This window comes from Geodermatophilus sp. SYSU D00691 (assembly GCF_054050275.1).
On the sequence record NZ_JBJGYZ010000001.1, the window covers coordinates 71390 to 90906 of the forward strand.

The following is a 19517-nucleotide window of genomic DNA, read 5'->3' on the forward strand; positions in this document are numbered from 1 at the left end:
GTCGCCGGGCGGCGGCGCCGGGAGGGGCGGATCGGACCTGATCGGGGGGCTCCCGGTGGGTGTCGAGGTGGGCGGAGCTGGCCCTGGGCCGCCTCACGGTACCGGGCGCCGGCGACCGTTCCGGGTACTCCGCGCCTCCGACGGGGCGTCGGACGGCGTTAGGTTCGGCACGGTGGACGCCTCTCCGCCGGCCGGCCCCGGCACCTGGGATCCCGCCGCCTACCTGCGGTTCGCCGGCGAGCGGGCCCGTCCGTTCGCCGAGCTGCTGGCCCGGGTGCGGTCGGAGCGGCCGCGCGAGGTCGTCGACCTGGGGTGCGGCGAGGGGACGCTCACCGCGTCCCTGGCCCGCCGCTGGCCGGCCGCCCGGATCACCGGGATCGACTCCTCCCCCGAGATGCTCGCCGCCGCGTCGGCCCACGCCGTCGACGGGCGGGTCCGCTTCGCGCTCGGCGACGTGCGGGAGTGGACGCCGGACGCACCGGTCGACGTCCTGCTGAGCAACGCCGTCCTGCACTGGGTGCCCGGGCACGAGGGGCTGCTGGCCGCCTGGGCGGGGCTGCTGGCACCGGGCGGGGAGCTGGCGGTGCAGGTGCCCGGCAACTTCCGCGCACCGACGCACACCCTGCTCGCCGAGCTGTGCGCCGACCCGCGGTGGGCCGCCCGGGTGGCCGACGTCGCGCCCCGGCCGGACGCCGTCCTCGACCCGACCGCCTACCTGGAGGTGCTCACCGCCGCGGGGCTGGCGGCCGACGTGTGGGAGACGACGTACCTGCACGTGCTCGAGGGCGCCGATCCCGTGCTGGGCTGGGTGCGCAGCACCGTGCTGCGACCGGTGCTGGGCCGGCTGGACGACGGGTCGGCGGCCGCGCTCACCGCGGAGTACGCCGCCGCGCTGCGGTCGGCCTACCCGAGGCGGCCGGACGGGACGACGGTGCTGCCCTTCCGGCGGGTGTTCATGGTCGGCCGCCGGTCGGAAAATACTTGACGACCGGGAAAGTACTTGCCATGGTCTCGCCACCGACGTCAGGAGGCGACCGTGTCCGTCCCCACCCCCGAGGCCGCCGCGGCCCAGCTCGCCGAGGCCGACCGCGCCGCCGACCGGGTTCGCCGGGAGACCGGCCCGGCCACGGCCGGCTTCCTGGCCACGCTCGGCCTGGCCAGCGCCGGCTACTTCGTCGCGCAGCCGCTCGCCGGGGCCGACCGGGGCATCGCCGCCGCGACGGTGGTCTTCGTGGCGGCCGTGGCCGGCGCGGTCTGGACGCTCGTGGCGGCCCGCCGCTCGGCCCCGCGGGGGTTCTCCCACCGCTTCGGCCTGACGATGGGCGCCTGGGCGGCGGTCTTCGCCGTCGGCCTGGCCGTCGGCCGGACGACGCTGCCGGAGGCCTGGCCGTTCTGGCTGGCCGGCGCGGTGCTGGTCGCCGTTCCCTGCCTCATGGGCGCCTGGCGGGAGCTGCCGCGGTGAGCGTTCCGCCCGGCCATCCCCGGCACGCCCTCGACGAGCACATCCACGCCCCGGTGCGGTTCTCGGTGGTGGCCACGCTGGCGGCCACGGAGGAGGCGGAGTTCGGGTTCGTCCGGGACGGCGTGCAGATCAGCGACTCGCTGCTGTCGAAGACGGTGAGCAGCCTGGAGAAGGCCGGCTACGTCGAGGTCCGCAAGGGCTACCTGGGCAAGCGCCCGCGGACCTGGCTGCGCCTGAGCGCCGCCGGCCGGGCGGCGTTCGAGGCCCACGTGGCGGCCCTGCGGGCGATCGCCGAGGGGGCCGTCCCGCCGGTCAGCCGGGGATGAGCCGGTGCGCCGCCGTGCGGTACGGCAGCTCTAGCACGTCGCGCCCGCGGATGTCGGGATGGGTGGCGAGCAGGTGCCGCACGCGGTCGAGGAAGGCCTCGCGGGCCGCGGGCTCGCGGGTGGCCACGTAGCTGCGGGTGCCGATCCCCCGGACGACGTCCTCGGGCGTCGACCGCTGCACCCAGCTCGACCCGGCGGAGGTGACGGTGGCCGGCAGCGCCGCGGCGAACTCCGCCACCACGGTCTGGTCGGCCTCGTGGCCGCGGGCCTCGCCGGCGAGCAGCTCCCCCAGGGCGGCGGCCCACGGCACGCGTTCGTCGCGGGTGTTCCAGATCAGCCCCACGACCCCGCCGGGGCGCAGGACCCGGCGGAGCTCCGCGGCGGCCGGGACCGGGTCGAACCAGTGCGCGGCCTGCCCGGCGACGACCGCGTCGACGTCGCGGTCGGGCAGGGGGACCGCCTCCGCCGAGCCGACCAGCGCGACGACGTCGGGCAGCCGGGCGGTCAGCTGCGCCAGCATCTCCGCCGACGGGTCGACGGCGACGACCTCGTGCCCGGCCGCGACCAGGCGCTCGGTGAGCAGGCCGGTGCCCGCGCCGAGGTCGAGGACCCGCCGCGGGGCGCCGAGCAGGAAGTCGACCGCGTCGGCCGGGTAGCCCGGACGCAGCGCCGCGTACTCGGCGGCCACCGAGCTGAACGACGTCCGGCGGCCGTGCCAGCTCGCCGGGTCGAGCGACCCGGTGCCGGTCATCAGCCGGCCGAGACGGGGGCCGTCGCCTTGCCGGCCGTCGCCTTCTTCGCCGTCGTCTTCTTGGCGGTGGTCTTCTTCGCGGTCTTCTTGGCCGCCTTCTTCTTGGTGGCCGGGCCGCGGGCGCGCCGGTCGGCGAGCAGCTCGGCCGCCCGCTCGAGGGTGATCGCCTCGACGTCGTCGCCCTTGCGCAGGCTGGCGTTGGTCTCGCCGTCGGTCACGTAGGGGCCGAATCGGCCCTCGCGCACGGTGACCTGCCCCTGGGTGACCGGGTCGGGGCCGAGCTCCTTGAGCGGCGTGGCCGCCGCCCGCCGGCCGCGCTGCTTGGGCTGGGCGAAGATCGCCAGCGCCTCCTCGAGCGTGGTCGTGAAGAGCTTGTCCTCGCCCTCCAGCGACCGGGAGTCGCTGCCCTTCTTCAGGTAGGGGCCGTACCGGCCGTTGAGCGCCTGGATCTCCTCGCCGTCGGGCGCGGTGCCGACGGTGCGCGGCAGCGTGAGCAGCTTCAGCGCCTCGTCGAGGGTCACCGTCTCCGGCGACATCGACGCGAACAGGCTGGCCGTGCGCGGGGACTCCTTGCTGCCCTCGGGCACGACGGTGGTGACGTAGGGCCCGTAGCGGCCGGCCTTGACCACGACCGGGTGGCCGCTGTCGGGATCGGGGCCCAGCTCCCGGTCGCCGCTCGGGGCGGCCAGCAGCTCGGCGACCCTGTCGGTGGTGAGCTCGTCGGGCGGGAGGTCCTCGGGGATGCTGACCCGCGGCCCGTCCTCGCTGCCGGCCTGCAGGTACGGGCCGTAGCGGCCGACGCGGACGACGACCGGCTCGCCCTGCGGCCCGGTGGCGCGCAGCGGGATGGAGTTCACCCCGCGGGCATCGATCTCCTCCAGCCGCTGGCCGATGACCTGCTTGAGGCCGCCGGCCTCGGCGATGCCACCGGCGTGCCGGCCCTCGCCGCCGAAGTAGAACTCGGTCAGCCAGTCGACCCGGCCCAGGCTGCCGCTGGCGATCTCGTCGAGCTCGTCCTCCAGCGAGGCGGTGAAGTCGTAGTCGACCAGCTGGGCGAAGTGCTGCTCCAGCAGGTTGACGACGGCGAACGCGACGAAGGAGGGGACGAGCGCGGACCCCTTCTTCCACACGTACCCGCGGTCCTGGATGGTCTGCATGATCGACGCGTACGTCGAGGGGCGGCCGATGCCGAGCTCCTCGAGGCGGGCGACCAGGCTGGGCTCGGTGTAGCGGGCGGGCGGGGTGGTCGTGTGCCCCTTCGGCTCCAGCTCGCGGGTGTCCAGCCGCTGGCCGCGCTCGACCCGGGGCAGCCGCCGCTCGGCGTCGTCGCTGCCCTGCTCGTCGTCGCCGTTGCCGCCGGCGCCCTCGTCGCGGGACTCGACGTAGGCCCGCAGGAACCCGGGGAAGGTGATGGTGCGGCCGCTGGCGGTGAACTCCACGGCCTCGTCGGTGCTGCTGCGCCCGGCCAGCCGGATGCTCACGGTCTGCCCGACGGCGTCGGCCATCTGGGAGGCGATGGTGCGCTGCCAGATCAGCTCGTAGAGGCGGAACTCGTCGCGGGCCAGCTGCGAGGCGAGCTGGCCGGGCGTGCGGAAGTGGTCGCCGGCGGGCCGGATAGCCTCGTGCGCCTCCTGGGCGCCCTTGGCCTTCTTGGCGTAGCGGCGGGCCTCCGCCGGGACGTAGGCGTCGCCGTAGAGCTCGCGCGCCTGGGTGCGGGCGGCGTTGATCGCCTCGTTCGAGAGGTTGGTCGAGTCGGTCCGCATGTAGGTGATGTGGCCGTTCTCGTACAGCCGCTGCGCGACCCGCATCACCTGCGCCGAGGACCAGCCGAGCTTGCGGCCGGCCTCCATCTGCAGCGTGGAGGTGGTGAAGGGCGCGTAGGGGCGGCGCCGGTACGGCTTCTCGTCGACCCGGCTGACGGTGACCTGCCGGCCCTCCAGGCGGGCCGCCAGGCCGCGGGCGCCGGCCTCGTCGAGGTGCACCACGTCACCGGTCACCCGGCCGGTGGCGGGGTCGAAGTCGCGGCCGGTGGCCACGCGGCTGTCGTCGACGCTGACCAGGCGGGCCCGGACGGTCGTCGGCTCGCCGTTGTCGGCGCCGGCCCGCTGGTCGGCGACGGCGAAGACGCCCTCCAGCGACCAGTAGTCGGCGGCGTGGAAGTTCATCCGCTCCCGCTCGCGCTCCACGACGATGCGGGTGGCCACCGACTGCACCCGGCCGGCCGACAGCTTGGGCAGCACCTTCTTCCACAGCACCGGCGAGACCTCGTAGCCGTAGAGCCGGTCGAGGATGCGCCGGGTCTCCTGGGCGTCGACGAGGGCGGTGTCGAGCTCCCGCGGGTTGGCGACGGCGCGGGTGATGGCCTCCGGGGTGATCTCGTGGAAGACCATCCGGCGCACCGGGACCCGCGGCTTGAGGGTGTCGACCAGGTGCCAGGCGATGGCCTCGCCCTCGCGGTCCTCATCGGTGGCGAGGTAGACCTCGCTGGCGTCCTTGACCAGCTGCTTGAGCCGGCTGACCTGCTGCCTGCGGTCGGGGCTGACGACGTACAGCGGCTCGAAGCCGTTGTCCACGTCGACGCCGAGCCGTGCCCACGAGGCGCCCTTGTGCTCGGCCGGCACGTCGGCGGCGTTGCGCGGCAGGTCGCGGATGTGCCCGACGCTGGCCTCGACGACGTACCCGCTGCCCAGGTAACCGGCGATCTTCCCGGCCTTCGTCGGGGACTCGACGATCACCAGCGGCTTGCCCCCGGACGCGCCGGATCGCCGCCGCGCGGGCGTGCTCGTCCCGGTGGCGGTGCTGGTGCCGTTCTTCGCAGTCCTGCTGGGCACGGTGCTCCTGTCGGTGGTGCGGGGTGCGGGCGCCGAGAGCGCCGACGGTGGTGGACGCGTCGCGGTGCGCCCCTCGGCGGGCCACGGTAGGCCACGCCTCGGACGCAAGCCCGGGTGGCGACCCGCCGTGGGCGTGCCGTCACCCCCGGAAACGCTCGATCCCCGGCGCTGTTCCCATCGGACGACCTCCTTCCCATCTTGAGGGCCGGCTCACGCCTCGCCGGGCGTGGCGGCCACGACCTCGGCGACGGCGGCGAGGGTGGGGCGGTCGCGGTCGTAGTACTCCCAGTGCAGCGTGCCGGGGTCGGCCGGCAGCGTGGTGGCGCCGAACCCGGCCCCGGTCGGGCTGTCGCCGAACCAGCCCGACCAGGAGACGGGGTCGAGGCGGGACGCGGCGGCGTAGACCTCGGCGGCCTCCAGCTCGCCGGCGGCACGTCCCAGGCCGGGGCTGCCGAGCAGGACGAGCGCGTCGGCGGCCAGCCGCCCCTCCTCCCCCGCCGCCTCGTCGACGACCACCGTGCCGTAGCTGTGCGCCAGCACCGTCGTGCGCGCGGCCGGTGCGGCCAGCGCCCCGCGGGCGGCCGCGAGCCCGTCCAGCGCGTCGTCCAGGGCGGCTCCACCGCGCCGCGCGTCGCCGCGGGTGAGGATCGACAGCGGGTCGTGCGGGGTCCGGTAGCCGATCCAGACCAGCCCGGCCACGGCCAGCCCGGGCGCGGCGGCCCGCGCCGCGGCCACCACGTCCACGGCGTCCCCGACGACGCGGGAAAGGTCGTCCTCCGGCGTGGTGAGGATGCCCGGCACCAGCACCGCCACCGCGTCGGCGGTGTCCAGGTCGCCGACGGCCAGGCCGGCCATCCCCTGCGCCAGGTCCAGCGACCACAGCTGGACCGGGCGGCCGGCCGCTTCCTGCCGCCGGACCTCGGCCGCCACCGCGGTCGCCGTCCCGTCCGGGACGGGCGACTCGAGCGCGGCGGCGAGCACCCGCCGGTTGGCGCGGTCGCGGGCCCAGGCCGGCACGCCGTCGAGCGCCCCCACGAGCCCGGGCGACGCGGCGATCGCGGCCTCCTGCTCGGCCGCCGAGAGCGCGGCCCACCAGCGCGCGGCCCGCGCCGCGCCGGCGTCCGGGGGGACCGGTGGCAGCACCGGTCCGGCCGGCAGCCCGGAGACCAGCCCGTCGAAGTCGACCGGCGGGAACGCGTCGACCACCCCGACCGGCAGCAGCGCCCGGTCGGCGGCCTCGGCGGCGGTCCCGACCGCGGTCGCCGCGGCCAGCGCCCGGGAGGCGAGCGCGCCCACCCGGTCGGCCGCCTCCGCCGGCCCCGAGGCGTGCCCGTCGTCGGTGAGGACGACGCCCTCCGCCGCGGCGACCGCGAGCGCCGCCGCCGCGTCCGGGCCGGCCGTCTCGGCGGCGGCGAGCAGGACGGCGAAGGAGTCGAGCGAGTCGGCGAGGGCCGCGGACACGGCGGTGGCGGCCCGGGACAGGCCGACGACCGCCTGCGCCGCCTCGCGAGCGGCCGGGCCCGACCAGCACTCCGCCGTCCCCAGGGCGCGGCCGACCGCCTCGACCCGCGCCCGCCAGGCGGGCAGCCGCCCGGCCACGACGTCCAGGGTGCCGACGGCCCCGCGCAGCAGCGGGAGGTCGTAGCCGGCGACCGCCGCCAGCGACGGGGCGCTCACCGGGCGATCGGGGCGTAGCCGACCGGCCCCGTCACGCGCTGCGAGAGCAGCGTGTCGTGGCGGCGGTACTCCTCGGCGGCGCCGGCGAGCGTCGCGGCGATCGCGTCGCACCGCTCGGCCAGGACGTCGGCCAGGCCGGCGAAGCCGTGCGCGGCGCCGGCGGCCCACCAGCCGGCCCGGTCGCCCAGCGCGGCCGACAGCGAGCGCGCCGTCGACCTGCACAGCGGGGTCTCGTCGGCCAGTGCCCGGGCGAGGGTGGCGAGCTCGGCCGCGAAGGCCTCCACCCGGTCGAGCTGGACGGAGATGAGCGCGGACATGCCTGCCTCCGGCGTCGGTCGGCGGTCCTGGGTGGACCGGAGGCGGCGGACGCTAGGAGCGGGCGGCGGGACGCGTGCGCCGTCGTCCACAACGGACGACGGCGTCCACAACCGGCACCGGGACCCCCCGGCCGGCGGGAGGCCGGCCGGAGGATCCCGGTGTGCGGAGGGGGTGCCGATCAGGGAGCGCTGGCGGTGAGCGAGTTCTCCGTGTTCTGGCTGGGCGCGCCGCCCACGACCACCGACCGGCGCTTGGAGACCACGACCGCGACGACGATGACCACGACCGCCACGATCGCGATGACCGCGCGGACGGCGGTGTTCGCGTCGTCCCCGACCGACAGGCCGACCACCGCGGGGGCGATGAGCAGCGCGACCAGGTTCATCACCTTGATCAGCGGGTTGATCGCCGGGCCGGCGGTGTCCTTGAACGGGTCGCCGACCGTGTCGCCGATGACCGTGGCCGCGTGGGCCTCGCTGCCCTTGCCGCCGTGGGCGCCGTCCTCGACCATCTTCTTGGCGTTGTCCCAGGCCCCGCCGGAGTTGGCGAGGAAGACCGCCATGAGCGTGCCCGCGGCGATCGCGCCGACCAGGTAGGCCGCCAGCGGCCCGAAGCCGAGGCCGAAGCCGACCGCCACCGGTGCCATGACCGCGAGCAGGCCCGGGGTGGCCAGCTCGCGGAGGGAGTCCTTGGTGCAGATGTCGACGACGGCGCCGTAGTCGGGGCGCTCGCTGTAGTCCATGATCCCGGGCCGGGTGCGGAACTGCTCCCGGACCTCGAAGACCACCCGGCCGGCCGCCCGGGAGACGGCGTTGATCGCCAGGCCCGAGAAGAGGAAGACCACCGCGGCGCCGATCAGCGCACCGACCACGTTCTGCGGGTTCACCAGCGTGAACGCGTTGCCCAGGGTGCCCCCGGCCTCCTCGAGCGCGTCGAGGATCTGCGCGTTGTACGAGCCGAACAGCGCGGTCGCGGCGAGCACCGCGGTGGCGATCGCGATGCCCTTGGTGATCGCCTTGGTGGTGTTGCCGACGGCGTCGAGGTCGGTGAGCGTGCGGGCGCCGTCCTCGTCGAGGTCGCCGGACATCTCGGCGATGCCCTGCGCGTTGTCGCTCACCGGCCCGAAGGTGTCCATCGAGACGATGACGCCGGCGGTGGTGAGCAGGCCGCAGCCGGCCAGGGCCACCGCGTAGAGGGCGGCGCCGCCGCCGATGAGGAAGGCCACGTAGACCGAGCCGCCGATGAGCAGCGCGGCGTACACCGCCGACTCCAGGCCGAGCGAGATGCCCGAGAGGATGACCGTGGCCGGGCCGGTGAGGGAGCTCTGCGCGACGTCGCGCACCGGCTTGCGGCTGGTCTCCGTGAAGTAGCCGGTGAGCAGCTGGATCGCCACCGCCAGCACGATGCCGGCGAGCACGGCCAGGAAGCCGAGCACCTGCGGGCTCACGTCCAGGTCGACGTCGGCGACGCTCGGCAGCACGGTGAAGGAGGCGACCGCGACGAGGATCAGCGAGACGACGGCGGAAGTGAAGAAGCCGCGGTTGATCGGGGCCAGGCCGCTGCTGTCGCTCTTGCCCGGGTTGCTGGCCAGGATGCCGACGATCGAGGCGATCACGCCGATCGCGGCGACGACCAGCGGGAACACCATGCCGACGGCGCCGAAGAAGACCTGGCCGAGGATCAGCGCGGCGACCAGCGTGACGGCGTAGGACTCGAAGAGGTCGGCGGCCATGCCGGCGCAGTCGCCGACGTTGTCGCCCACGTTGTCGGCGATGGTCGCGGCGTTGCGGGGGTCGTCCTCGGGGATGCCCGCCTCCACCTTGCCCACCAGGTCGGCGCCGACGTCGGCGGCCTTGGTGAAGATGCCGCCGCCGACGCGCATGAACATGGCGAGCAGCGCGCCGCCGAACCCGAAGCCCTCGAGGACCACGGGTGCGGTCTCGTCGAACAGCAGCAGCGCCAGCGCGGAGCCGAACAGGCCCAGGCCGACGGTGATCATCCCGCAGACGCCGCCGGTGCGGTACGCGATGCGGAAGGCCGGCCGGTAGCCGCCGGTGCGGGCCGCGGCGGCGACCCGGACGTTGCCGCGGGTGGCCAGCGTCATCCCGATGAAGCCGACGGCGGCGGAGAACAGCGCGCCGACGAGGAAGAACAGCGCCCGGCCGATCCGGGTGCCCCACCCGCCCTCGGCCACGGGCAGGGCGAGGAGCAGCAGGAAGACGATCACGGCGAACACGCCCAGCGTCCGGAACTGCCGTCGCAGGTAGGCAGCGGCGCCCTCCTGCACCGCCCGGGCGATGTCGCGCATCGTCGTCGTGCCCTGGTCGGCCGCGAGCACCGCCCGTACCAGGTAGGCGGCGAAGCCGAGTGCGGCCAGGGCGACGACGAGGACGACCACCACCAGGGTGACGTCCCCGCCGGACAGTGAGCTGTCGGGCATGTATTCCTCCAAGCGGTCGGCTGCCGGGCCGGCGCGGTGCGCCGGCCGGCGGAGGTCACGCCCGGGCGTCGGAGGGCTCCGTCGACCTGTGGACGCCGCGTGAGTGTAAGGGAGATCACAGGCTGTGCAGGAACCCGCGACTGTGTGTTGATTTGGTCACATTAGGTTCCGGCGCGGCGGTCCGGCGCTTGCCCGGGGGTGTGAGAGTGGTGGGGTGACCACGCTCCACCCGGTCCGGCCGGCTCCCCCTCCCGGCGCGGACCAGGTTCTTCCCGGGGCGGACCTGCTGGCGACCCTCCTGGCCGGCACGTCCGAGGACGAGCAGCCCGTCACCTACGTCCACCGGCTGCCCATGCGGCGCAGCCAGTCGCGGCAGTGGCCCGAGTGGGTGCCCGACGAGCTGCGGGCCCGCCTGACCGAGCGCGGCGTCCCCTCGCCGTGGCGGCACCAGGTCGAGGCCGCCCAGCTGGCCTGGGCCGGCGAGCACGTCGTCGTCGCCACCGGCACGGCGTCGGGCAAGTCGCTGGCCTACCAGCTGCCGGCGCTGTCCCGGCTGGCCGCTGACGACCGGGCCTGCGTGCTGTACCTGGCGCCGACCAAGGCGCTCGCCCGCGACCAGCTGGGCGCCGTCGCCGCGCTCGCCGACCCCTCGGTGCGCCCCGCCGCCTACGACGGCGACACCCCGGGCGAGGAGCGGGACTGGGTCCGCCGGCACTCCCGGTGGATCGTGACCAACCCGGACATGCTCCACCGCGGGATCCTGCCGGCCCACCAGCGGTGGTCGAGCACCCTGCGGCGGCTGGCGTTCGTCGTGGTCGACGAGTGCCACGCCTACCGCGGGGTCTTCGGCTCGCACGTCGGCCACGTGCTGCGCCGGCTGCGGCGGATCTGCCGCCGCTACGGCAGCGAGCCGGTGTTCGTGCTGGCCTCGGCGACGGTCGCCGACCCGGCGCAGGCGGCCGGCCGGCTGGTCGGCGCCCCGGTGCGGGCGGTGACCGAGGACGGCTCACCGCGGCCGGGCGCCACCTTCGCCCTGTGGGAGCCGCCGCTGACCGAGCGGACCGGCGAGCACGGCGCCCCGCTGCGCCGGTCGGCCGCCGCCGACTCCGCGTCGCTGCTGGCCGACCTGGTCGAGCAGGGGGCGCGCACGCTGGCGTTCGTCCGGTCGCGGCGCAGCGCGGAGTCGGTGGCCGAGCAGGCCCGCCGCCTGCTGGCCGAGCGCGGCCGCGCCGACCTCGTGCCGCGCGTCGACTCCTACCGCGGCGGCTACCTGCCCGAGGAACGCCGCGAGCTCGAGCGCCTGCTGTCGTCCGGCGAGCTGCTCGGGGTGGCCACCACCAACGCCCTGGAGCTGGGCATCGACATCGCGGGCCTGGACGCCGTGGTGCTGGCGGGCTATCCCGGGACGCTGGCCTCGATGTGGCAGCAGGCCGGGCGGGCCGGCCGCGCCCAGCGCGAGTCGCTGGTCGTCTTCGTGGCCCGGGACGACCCGCTGGACCACTACCTGGCGCACCACCCGCGGGCGGTGTTCGGCCGGCCGATCGAGGCGACGGTCACCGACCCCACGAACCCTTACGTGCTCGGGCCCCAGCTGTGCTGCGCAGCGGCGGAGCTCCCGCTGCGGCCGGAGGACCTGCCCGACTTCGGCGGCCCGGCGGCGGAGGCGCAGCTCGAAGCCCTGGTCGCCGAGGGGCGGCTGCGCCGCCGGCCGGCGGGCTGGTACTGGGCCGGGCGTGGCCGGCCGGACGTGGACATCCGCGGCAGCGGCCTGGAGCCGGTGTCGATCATCGAGCGGGACACGGGCCGCCTGCTCGGCACCGTGGACGGCGACGCCGCCCACTCGACGGTGCACACCGGCGCCCTGTACGTGCACCGCGGTGAGACGTACGTCGTCGACGAGCTCGACGTGGACGACGCGGTGGCGGTGGTGCACGCCGAGAGCCCCGAGTGGACGACGGTGGCGCGCGACGTGACCGACCTGGCCGTGGCGAGCACCGACCGGACCCGGCGGCTCGGAACCGTCACCGCGCACACCGGGGTGGTCGACGTGACCAACCAGGTGGTGGCCTACCAGCGCCGGCGCCTGGTGACCGGCGAGGTGCTCGCCGAGTTCCCGCTGGACCTGCCGCCGCGGCAGCTGCGCACGCGGGCGGTGTGGTTCACCCTCGACACCCGCGCGGTCGACCGAGCCAGAGTCGACGAGATCTCGCTGCCGGGTTCGCTGCACGCCGCCGAGCACGCGGCGATCGGCATCCTGCCGCTGCTGGCCACCTGCGACCGGTGGGACCTCGGCGGGCTCTCCACGGCCCTGCACCCCGACACCGGGGCGGCGACGATCTTCGTCTACGACGGCCACCCGGGCGGGGCCGGCTTCGCCGAGCGGGGCTTCGCGGTGCTGCGCCGGTGGCTGCAGGCCACCCGCGCGACCGTGGCGACCTGCGAGTGCGAGAGCGGCTGCCCGTCGTGCGTGCAGTCGCCCAAGTGCGGCAACGGCAACGACCCGCTGGACAAGGCCGGCGCCGTCCGGGTGCTCGACGTCGTCCTGGACGAGCTGGCCGCCGCCGAGGAGGACGGCCGGGAGGACGACGAGCCGGCGGACGAGCCGGGTCCGGCTGCGCCTGGTGAGGACGACCTGGTCTTCTGACCCGGCGGGCTCAGGCGTCGAGCTCGAGGGCGACGGCGCGCACCGGTGCGCCGTCCGCCCGGGCCGCTGACCCCGACCGACGAGCACCGGCGGCTGTGGCCGCGGTGGGAGGCCGAGGACGGCTTCCCCGTGCTCGGGTGCATCACCACCGACACGCCCGTGCAGGTGCAGAGGGACGTCGCCGTTCTGACGCACTCGGTGCGGACCACGGTGTCCACCGCGGGCGGCGAGGAGGAGCTCCACGAGCGGGCGACTCGTGTTCGCCCGCACCGACGGCGGCCGGTCCGGCGCGGGCCCGGCCCTCGGCGGCGAACAGGCCGAGGGGTCCCAGGCGGACCGGCACCGCGACGGTGACCGTGACGACGGCGTCGGTGCCGACGGTGCACCCGGTCAGCTCCGCCCCGTTGCGCCCGGCGAGCGCCCCGGCCTCGGCGCAGGCACCCGGGTCACCGCGCACCGCGGCGCCGGCGGCGGCGAGCGCCGCGAGGTCGGCGGCGCTGCCGGCCCGGTGCCGCGCGGTCACCGCCGCTCCCACCAGGACGGCGGCCGCCCCCACCGCCGCCAGGACCCCCGCGAGCGCCAGGACCCACACCGTCGCCGAGCCGCGCTCCCGGTCGGGCCTCACGGCACCGTCCCGGGCTCGGGGACGGCGACGGCGGTGCCCGAGACGTGGACGCGGAGGGGCAGCGGACCCAGCGGCCGCACCTCGGCCGACACCACGACCCGCACCTCGTCGGCCGACGACGCAGCACCGACCACCGCCCCCTCCGGCGCCGCCCGGGCGGCGATCGCCCGGACGACGGCCGGGGCCTCGCCGCGCGCCGCCGCCCGGGCCGCCTCCCGCGCCGCGTCGACGCAGCGCAGCTGGGCGCCCACCACGGTGACGGCGGCGACGGCGCCGGCCAGCACCAGCAGCAGCACGGGGAGCACGACGGCCGTCTCCGCCGTCACCATGCCGGCCTCGCCGCGCAGCCGGCGGCGGCCGCCGGTCACGACAGCGTGCCCAGCGCCGAGTCGACCAGGTCGCCCAGGGCGTCCACGATCGAGTCGCCGGTGACCACCTGGTAGAGCACGGCGGCGAACGCGCAGGCCGCCACGGTGCCGACGGCGTACTCGGCGGTGCTCATGCCGGCCTCGCCGGTGGCGCGGACGCGGGCCCAGCGGCGGCCCACCGCCCGCACAGCACGCCGGCCGGTCTCCAGGGAAAGGGTCTTCTGCTCCACGGGTGGCTCCTCGCGTCGGGCCCGCCGTCCGGGCCGCTCGCCGTCGACACTCGCCCGGTGCTTGCCGCCGTCGGCGGGGGCGGCCGCATCTGTGGAGGACGCCGGGGGCTGTGGACGGCGGCTCACCCGAACACCTGCCCGGCGATGCCCAGCACCAGCGGCACGACGCCGAGGCAGAGGAAGGCCGGGAGGAAGCACAGCCCCAGCGGGGCCAGCACCCACACCCCGGCCCGGCGGACGTCGGCCTCGAGCTCCGTGCGGGCGAGGGCGCGGGCGTCGGCCGCGAGCGCCCGCAGCGCGGGGCCCACCGCCGACCCGGACTCGCCCGCGCGCACCAGCACCCGGCCGAGCCCGGCCAGCTCGTCCGGGGCACCACCCCACGCCGACCGCGGCTGCGCGCCCAGCCGGGTGAGGCCGGCCACCCGCCGGAGCTCGGCGGCAAGGGGCTCGGGCACGGCCGTGGCGACCGCGGCGAGGGCCGCCCCGAGCGGCAGCCCCGCGGCGAGGCAGACGGCGAGCAGGTCGCAGGCTCCCGGCAGCTCCTGCCGGAGCGCCGCGCGCCGGTCCCGGTCGACCGCCGACACCCGGCGCAGGACCCGGTCCGCGGCCACCCCGACGGCGATCGCGAGGACGGCCCCGGACGGGCCGCCGACGAGCAGCCCCGCGGCACAGCCGGCCGCCGCGGCCATCAGTCGGCGCTGCCACGGGGCGGCGGCGCTGCGGGGTGCCGGGCCCGGACGCGCCGCCGTGGCCAGCCGGCGCAGGCCGCGCGGGCGCGGTGGGGGCCACGCGAGCAGGGCGGCCGCCAGGGCCAGCAGGACGCCGGCTCCCCCGGTCACCGGGCCCCCGGCGCCGCCCGGCCGGCGGCGCGGGCGACCAGCCGCCGCGACCAGGCGACGCCCGCCACCTCCAGGGCCACGCCGGCCACCAGCAGCACCTGCCCCGGGCCCGTCGTCGTCAGCACGCCCCAGGGATCGGCGCCGATGCCGCTGCCCATGGCCAGCCCGAGCAGCGGCAGGCCGGCGAGCAGGGCCGCGCTGGCCCGCGGGCCGGCCACGGCCGAACGCAGCTCCAGCTGCCGGCGCGCCCGGGCCCGCAGGTCGTCCTCCACCGCCACGACGACGTCGGACAGCGCGGCACCGGTGGAGCGGCTCAGCCGGACCGCCGCGGCGAGCCGGTCCAGCGCCGCCTCCGCCGGACCGGGGGGAGGAGCCCGGCGCGCGGGCGGGTCGCGCACGGCCCGGACGAAGGCGTCGGCCAGCACGCCGTCGCCGCACGACCGCGCGGCCGCCGCGGCGGCGACGTCGGGCGGCCGGCCGCTCCGCAGCTCGGCCACGAGCGCGCCCAGCGCCTGCGTCACGGCGGCCAGCTCCGTCTCCCGGCGGACCGTCCGCCGCCGGGACTCCGCCGCCCGAGCGGCCAGCGCGGCGCAGCACCCGGCGAGGACGGCGACCAGCGGCGTGCTGGCGAGAGCGGCGACGACCGCGGCGACCGCAGCCGCCAGCACCGGCGCCGACCGCGGACCCGGGTGGCGGAAGCCGCGGCGGCGGCCCCCCGACAGCCGTGACCGGCGCACCGATCCGGCGTCCGGCCAGGCCAGCATGGCGGCGGACAGTGCGAGCAGCGCCCCGGTCACGGCTCGCCGTCCCCGTCGAGCAGCGCGGACAGCCGGTCGCGGCCGGGGCACGGTCCGCCGTCGGCCCGCCAGCCGGGCTCCACCACCACCGTCCCGTCGCCGGCGCGCCGGAGGACGCCGAGCTCGTCCACCCGCCGCCGGCCGCCCGTCCGCCGCACGTGCACGACGACGGAGAGCGCGGCGGCGGCCTGGCTGTGCACCGCGGCCCGGTCGAGCCCCGCGGCGACCCCGAGCGCCTCCAGGCGGGCGGGCACCTCGGCCGGGCGGTTGGCGTGGAGGGTGCCGCAGCCGCCGTCGTGGCCGGTGTTGAGCGCGGCGAGCAGGTCGGTCACCTCCGCCCCGCGCACCTCGCCCACGGCCAGCCGGTCGGGGCGCATGCGCAGGGCCTGCCGGACCAGGTCCCGCAGCGTGACCAGCCCGGCGCCCTCCACGTTCGGCGGCCGGCTGAGCAGCCGGACCACGTGCGGATGGGCGGGGCTGAGCTCGGCGGCGTCCTCGCAGAGCACGATCCGCTCCCCCGGCTCCACCAGACCAAGCAGCGCCGACAGCAGCGTCGTCTTGCCGGCGCCGGTGCCGCCGGTGACGAGGAAGGCCCGCCGGCGGGCCACCACCGACCGCAGCAGCCGCTCGCTCCCACCGGGGAAGGCACCGGCGCGCGCGAGGGCGGCGAGGTCGGGGACGGCGCGCCGGAGCACCCGCAGCGACAGGCACGTCCCGCTGCCGGCGACCGGTGGCAGCACGGCGTGCAGCCGGGTGCCGTCGGGCAGGCCGACGTCGACCCAGGGGGCGGCGTCGTCGAGGCGCCGCCCGGCCGCTGCCGCCAGCCGGACGGCGAGCCGGCGGACGGCGTCGTCGTCGGGGAACACCACGTCGGTGCGTTCCAGCCCGTCGCCGCGGTCGACCCACACCCGGTCGGGCCCGTTGACCAGCACGTCGGTGACGCCCGGCAGGCGCAGCAGGGGTTCGAGCGGTCCGGCGCCGGCCAGCTCGTCGACCGCCTCGCGAACGGCGCGCAGGACGTCGTCGTCACCCAGCAGCCCGCCGGTCTCGGCCCGGACCAGGGCGGCGACGGCGGCGCGGGTGGGCTCTCCCGCCTCGGTGGCCAGGCGCGCCCGGACGCGCTCGAGCAGCGGGCCCGTCATGCCGCCGGCTCGCTGCGCTCGGGCACCGCGGCCAGCAGCCGCCGCGCGAGCACGCCCAGCGGCGTCCGCGCCGAGACAAGCGGCGGCTCCCCCCGCTCCCCGCGGGGCACGACGGCCCGGTCGTGCCCGAGCTCGGCGAGCACCGGGCGGCCGACGACGGCGGCGACGTCCTCGCGGGACAGCCCGCCCGGGACGGCGCGCACCACGACGACGGCGGACGACCACGGGCCGCCGGGGTCGAGCAGCAGCCGGGCCGCCGACGCCGCGCGCAGGCGGGCCGGGACCACCAGGACGGCCAGGTCGGCCTCCGCGAGCACCGGCTCGGTCAGCGCCGGGTCGCCGCGGGGCAGGTCGACGACGACGGCCGCGCCCGCCGACCGCCCGGCCCGGGCCACCGCGGTCAGCGCCTCGGGTGGGAGGGCGACGGACCCCGCGCGGGAGGCGGCGAGCACGCAGACGCCGTCGACCTCCGGCAGCGAGGCGAGCAGCGCGTCGCCGGCGACCCGGCCGCGCAGACCGGTGAGCTCCGGCCAGCGCAGGCCGTCGGTGCGCTCGGCCCCGAGCAGGAGGTCCAGGCCACCGCCGGCGGCATCGGCGTCGACCAGCAGGGAGCCGGGAGCGGCCGCCAGCGCCAGCGCGGTGGCGATGGTGCTCGCGCCCGCTCCACCGCAGGCGCCGCCCACGGCGACGAGCCATCCGGCGGCGACCGGCGACCGGACCGCGGCGGCGGACCGCGCGAGCAGCCACCCCTCGTCGGCCGGCAGGCGGGCCACCCGCTCGGCGCCCAGCTCCACGGCGCTCGCCCAGTCGGCGGCGGGCAGCTCGGCGCCGGCCACGACGACCAGCCCCGGCCGCCGCGGCAGCGCCCGCACCGCCGGGACGGCCAGGGCGTCGGCGCCGACCAGGACCAGCGGCGCGGCCCGGTGGGCGCGGCGCAGCGCCGGCCCGCCGGTGGCGAGCTCGGCCTCCGCCCCCGCGGCGGCGAGCAACCGGAGGAGGTCGTCGACCAGGTCGGCGTCACTGCTGACGACGAGCGGTCGGGCGGGCGGGGACGACGGGGCGGGAACGGCGCGCACGGGGTCCAGCCCACGTCCGGACCGGCAACACCTGCCAGGCCCTCCCGGCATCTGTGGATGACCCGTTCGGGTGTGGACGGCGCGCGACCTGCATCACAGCCGGTCGATCCACTTACCCTCGTGACTTGTGACCCGCGCGGCGGCGTTCTTCGACCTCGACAAGACGGTCATCGCGAAGTCCAGCACCCTGGCCTTCGGACGACCGTTCTTCCAGGGTGGGCTGATCAACCGGCGCACCGTGCTCAAGTCCGCCTACGCGCAGTTCGTGTTCTCGCTGCAGGGCGCCGACGCGCAGCAGATGGAGCGGCTGCGGGCGCAGATCACCGCGATGTGCACGGGCTGGGACGTCGCGACGGTGCACGAGATCGTCCGCGAGACCCTGCACGACATCGTCGACCCGCTGGTCTACGCCGAGGCCGCCGACCTCATCGAGGAGCACAGGGCCGCGGGGCGCGAGATCGTCATCGTCTCGAGCAGCGGCGCGGAGGTGGTCGAGCCGATCGGCGCGATGCTCGGCGCGGACCGCGTGGTGGCGACCCGCATGGTGACCGTCGACGGCCGCTACACCGGGGAGATCGACTTCTACGCCTACGGCGAGAACAAGGCGCTCGCCATCCGCGAGCTGGCCGCCGAGGGTGGCTACGACCTGGCCGACTGCTACGCCTACAGCGACTCGATCACCGACCTGCCGCTGCTCTCGGCCGTCGGGCACCCGACGGCGGTCAACCCCGACCGCGGGCTGCGCAAGGCGGCGCTCGACCTGGGCTGGCCGGTGCTGGAGTTCAGCCGTCCGGTGTCGATGCGTGCCCGCTTCTCCGTCCCGCCGGCCCCGGTGGTGACCGGTGCCGCGGTCGGCGTCGGCGCGGCCGTCGTCGGGCTCGCCTGGTACGCCCGGCACCGCGCGCTGCGGGCCGCCGCGGCGCTGACCGAGCCGGGCCCCGTGCCCGGCCGCTGGCGGCGCCGGGGCGCCTGAGGGCGCCCCGCCACCGGTCCGCGTCAGACCCCCAGCCGCTGCCGCACCGCGTCCACCCGCTCGCGGACGGCGTCCACGGCCGTGCGCGCGCCCGAGAGGGGCGTGAACGCCCGCGCGGCCGCGGTGAGCGCGGCCTGCTCGTCCCCGGCGAGGCGGAGGTCGGCGGCCGCGGCGTTGAACTCCATCTGCTCGACGCTCGACGCCCCGGGGATCACGACGACGCGCGGCAGACCGAGCAGCCAGGCGAGCGCGATCTGCGCCGGCTCGGCGTCGTGCGCGGCGGCGACCTCGCGCAGCAGGTCGAGCAGCGGCTGCACCCGGCGCAGGTTCTCGGTGCCGAACAGGGGGTTGGCCGCGCGGACGCCCCCGGGCCGGTGGTCGACGGTGTACCGGCCGCCGAGCAGCCCCTGCGCGAGCGGGCTGTACGCGATCACCACCCGGTCCTCGCGCTCGGCGAACGGCACCAGGTCGTCGAGCGGTCCGGCGGTGGCGAGCGAGAACTGGACCTGGTTGGACACCACCGGCCGGCCCAGCGCGGCGTCGGCGGCCCGCCAGCGCTCCAGGGAGTAGTTGGAGACGCCGACGGCGCCGATCCGGCCGGCGTCCAGCAGTTCCCGCATCGCCGGCATGGTCACCGAGTCGCGGACGACCGGGTTCGGCTGGTGCACCTGGTACAGCGGGATCCGGTCCAGCCGGAGCCGGCGGGCGCTGCCCGCCCACCGCTGCCGCACGACCGGCGGGAAGGGCGCGACCGGGAAGATCTTGCTGGCGACGACCACGTCCTCCCGCTCGTCATCCAGCGCCTCGGCGAGGATCCGCTCGCTGCGCCCGAAGCCGTAGATCTCCGCGGTGTCGAACAGCGTCACCCCGAGCTCGCGCGCCCGGCGGACGATCTCGCGAGCCCCGCGCTCGGCGTAGCTGTCGCCGTAGCCCCACTCGCGGGACCCGAACTGCCAGGTGCCCAGCCCGATGCGGCTGACCGGGCCCAGCCCGTCGACCTCGAGGTACTGCACCGTGA

The 19517-nt window shown here is 77.1% G+C and carries 18 protein-coding genes; 5 read left to right on the forward strand and 13 right to left on the reverse strand.

Annotated features, from left to right (window positions below; translation table 11 throughout):
* Positions 1-172 precede the first annotated feature (172 nt).
* The 3 genes from ACI797_RS00345 to ACI797_RS00355 are packed head-to-tail and all read left to right on the forward strand — an operon-like array spanning position 173 to position 1788.
* Positions 173-985 (forward strand): trans-aconitate 2-methyltransferase, encoded by an 813-nt coding sequence (locus tag ACI797_RS00345; protein WP_456856054.1) that lies wholly within the window; start codon positions 173-175, stop codon positions 983-985.
* A gap of 51 nt (positions 986-1036) precedes the next feature.
* Entirely contained in the window at positions 1037-1462 is a 426-nt protein-coding gene (locus tag ACI797_RS00350; RefSeq protein WP_456856056.1) for a hypothetical protein, read from the forward strand.
* Positions 1459-1788 (forward strand): winged helix-turn-helix domain-containing protein, encoded by a 330-nt coding sequence (locus tag ACI797_RS00355; RefSeq protein ID WP_456856058.1) that lies wholly within the window; start codon positions 1459-1461, stop codon positions 1786-1788. The genes ACI797_RS00350 and ACI797_RS00355 overlap by 4 nt, the downstream gene beginning before the upstream one ends.
* Here the strand turns inward: ACI797_RS00355 and ACI797_RS00360 are convergent.
* The 5 genes from ACI797_RS00360 to ACI797_RS00380 form a co-directional block, all read right to left on the reverse strand.
* Positions 1775-2539, reverse strand: coding sequence for a class I SAM-dependent methyltransferase (locus ACI797_RS00360; protein ID WP_456856060.1), 765 nt, complete (start codon positions 2537-2539; stop codon positions 1775-1777). The two genes, ACI797_RS00355 and ACI797_RS00360, sit on opposite strands and share 14 nt — an antisense overlap.
* Positions 2539-5370: a type I DNA topoisomerase gene (gene topA / locus ACI797_RS00365; protein WP_456856062.1), complete on the reverse strand. Its 2832-nt coding sequence runs from the start codon at positions 5368-5370 to the stop codon at positions 2539-2541. The genes ACI797_RS00360 and topA overlap by 1 nt, the downstream gene beginning before the upstream one ends.
* Positions 5371-5580: 210 nt before the next feature.
* Positions 5581-7047: an alpha/beta hydrolase gene (locus ACI797_RS00370; protein ID WP_456856064.1), complete on the reverse strand. Its 1467-nt coding sequence runs from the start codon at positions 7045-7047 to the stop codon at positions 5581-5583.
* The gene (locus tag ACI797_RS00375; protein WP_456856066.1) at positions 7044-7364 is read right to left on the reverse strand and encodes a hypothetical protein; all 321 of its coding nucleotides are present in this window, start codon (positions 7362-7364) and stop codon (positions 7044-7046) included. The genes ACI797_RS00370 and ACI797_RS00375 overlap by 4 nt, the downstream gene beginning before the upstream one ends.
* A 179-nt stretch (positions 7365-7543) precedes the next feature.
* Complete coding sequence (locus tag ACI797_RS00380; protein ID WP_456856068.1) at positions 7544-9805, reverse strand: sodium-translocating pyrophosphatase; 2262 nt, start codon at positions 9803-9805, stop codon at positions 7544-7546.
* 214 nt (positions 9806-10019) lie between these two features.
* On the opposite strand from ACI797_RS00380, the gene ACI797_RS00385 reads away from it, so the two are divergent.
* The gene (locus tag ACI797_RS00385) at positions 10020-12449 is read left to right on the forward strand and encodes a DEAD/DEAH box helicase (protein ID WP_456856070.1); all 2430 of its coding nucleotides are present in this window, start codon (positions 10020-10022) and stop codon (positions 12447-12449) included.
* A 142-nt stretch (positions 12450-12591) separates the two neighbouring features.
* Here the strand turns inward: ACI797_RS00385 and ACI797_RS00390 are convergent, their stop codons facing one another.
* The 7 genes from ACI797_RS00390 to ssd all read right to left on the reverse strand — a co-directional run bounded on the left by ACI797_RS00390 (position 12592) and on the right by ssd (position 17526).
* Positions 12592-13074 (reverse strand): Rv3654c family TadE-like protein, encoded by a 483-nt coding sequence (locus ACI797_RS00390; protein WP_456856072.1) that lies wholly within the window; start codon positions 13072-13074, stop codon positions 12592-12594.
* Complete coding sequence (locus ACI797_RS00395; protein ID WP_456856074.1) at positions 13071-13442, reverse strand: TadE family type IV pilus minor pilin; 372 nt, start codon at positions 13440-13442, stop codon at positions 13071-13073. Before ACI797_RS00395 ends, ACI797_RS00390 begins: the two co-directional genes overlap by 4 nt.
* Complete coding sequence (locus ACI797_RS00400; RefSeq protein WP_456856076.1) at positions 13439-13672, reverse strand: DUF4244 domain-containing protein; 234 nt, start codon at positions 13670-13672, stop codon at positions 13439-13441. The genes ACI797_RS00395 and ACI797_RS00400 overlap by 4 nt, the downstream gene beginning before the upstream one ends.
* A 122-nt stretch (positions 13673-13794) precedes the next feature.
* Positions 13795-14511: a type II secretion system F family protein gene (locus ACI797_RS00405; protein ID WP_456856078.1), complete on the reverse strand. Its 717-nt coding sequence runs from the start codon at positions 14509-14511 to the stop codon at positions 13795-13797.
* A complete protein-coding gene (locus tag ACI797_RS00410; RefSeq protein ID WP_456856080.1) occupies positions 14508-15308 on the reverse strand; it encodes a type II secretion system F family protein in 801 nt (266 codons plus the stop codon). The genes ACI797_RS00405 and ACI797_RS00410 overlap by 4 nt, the downstream gene beginning before the upstream one ends.
* Positions 15305-16450 (reverse strand): TadA family conjugal transfer-associated ATPase, encoded by a 1146-nt coding sequence (locus ACI797_RS00415; RefSeq protein ID WP_456856082.1) that lies wholly within the window; start codon positions 16448-16450, stop codon positions 15305-15307. Before ACI797_RS00415 ends, ACI797_RS00410 begins: the two co-directional genes overlap by 4 nt.
* Positions 16447-17526 carry a septum site-determining protein Ssd gene (gene ssd / locus ACI797_RS00420; protein ID WP_456856084.1) on the reverse strand — a complete coding sequence of 360 codons (1080 nt, stop codon included), beginning with the start codon at positions 17524-17526 and terminating at the stop codon, positions 16447-16449. The genes ACI797_RS00415 and ssd overlap by 4 nt, the downstream gene beginning before the upstream one ends.
* 127 nt (positions 17527-17653) lie before the next feature.
* On the opposite strand from ssd, the gene ACI797_RS00425 reads away from it, so the two are divergent.
* Positions 17654-18499 (forward strand): HAD family hydrolase, encoded by an 846-nt coding sequence (locus tag ACI797_RS00425; RefSeq protein WP_456856086.1) that lies wholly within the window; start codon positions 17654-17656, stop codon positions 18497-18499.
* A 23-nt stretch (positions 18500-18522) separates the two neighbouring features.
* Here ACI797_RS00425 and ACI797_RS00430 read toward each other — a convergent pair whose 3' ends face one another.
* On the reverse strand, positions 18523-19512 hold the full coding sequence (locus ACI797_RS00430; RefSeq protein ID WP_456856088.1) for an aldo/keto reductase: 990 nt from the start codon (positions 19510-19512) through the stop codon (positions 18523-18525).
* Positions 19513-19517: the final 5 nt, after the last annotated feature.

Coding starts and splice junctions, on each gene's coding strand:
- ACI797_RS00360 (WP_456856060.1), bottom strand. CDS start 2,539: ATGACCGGCACCGGGTCGCTCGACCCGGCGAGCTGGCACGGCCGCCGG.
- ACI797_RS00375 (WP_456856066.1), bottom strand. CDS start 7,364: ATGTCCGCGCTCATCTCCGTCCAGCTCGACCGGGTGGAGGCCTTCGCG.
- ACI797_RS00380 (WP_456856068.1), bottom strand. CDS start 9,805: ATGCCCGACAGCTCACTGTCCGGCGGGGACGTCACCCTGGTGGTGGTC.
- ACI797_RS00415 (WP_456856082.1), bottom strand. CDS start 16,450: ATGACGGGCCCGCTGCTCGAGCGCGTCCGGGCGCGCCTGGCCACCGAG.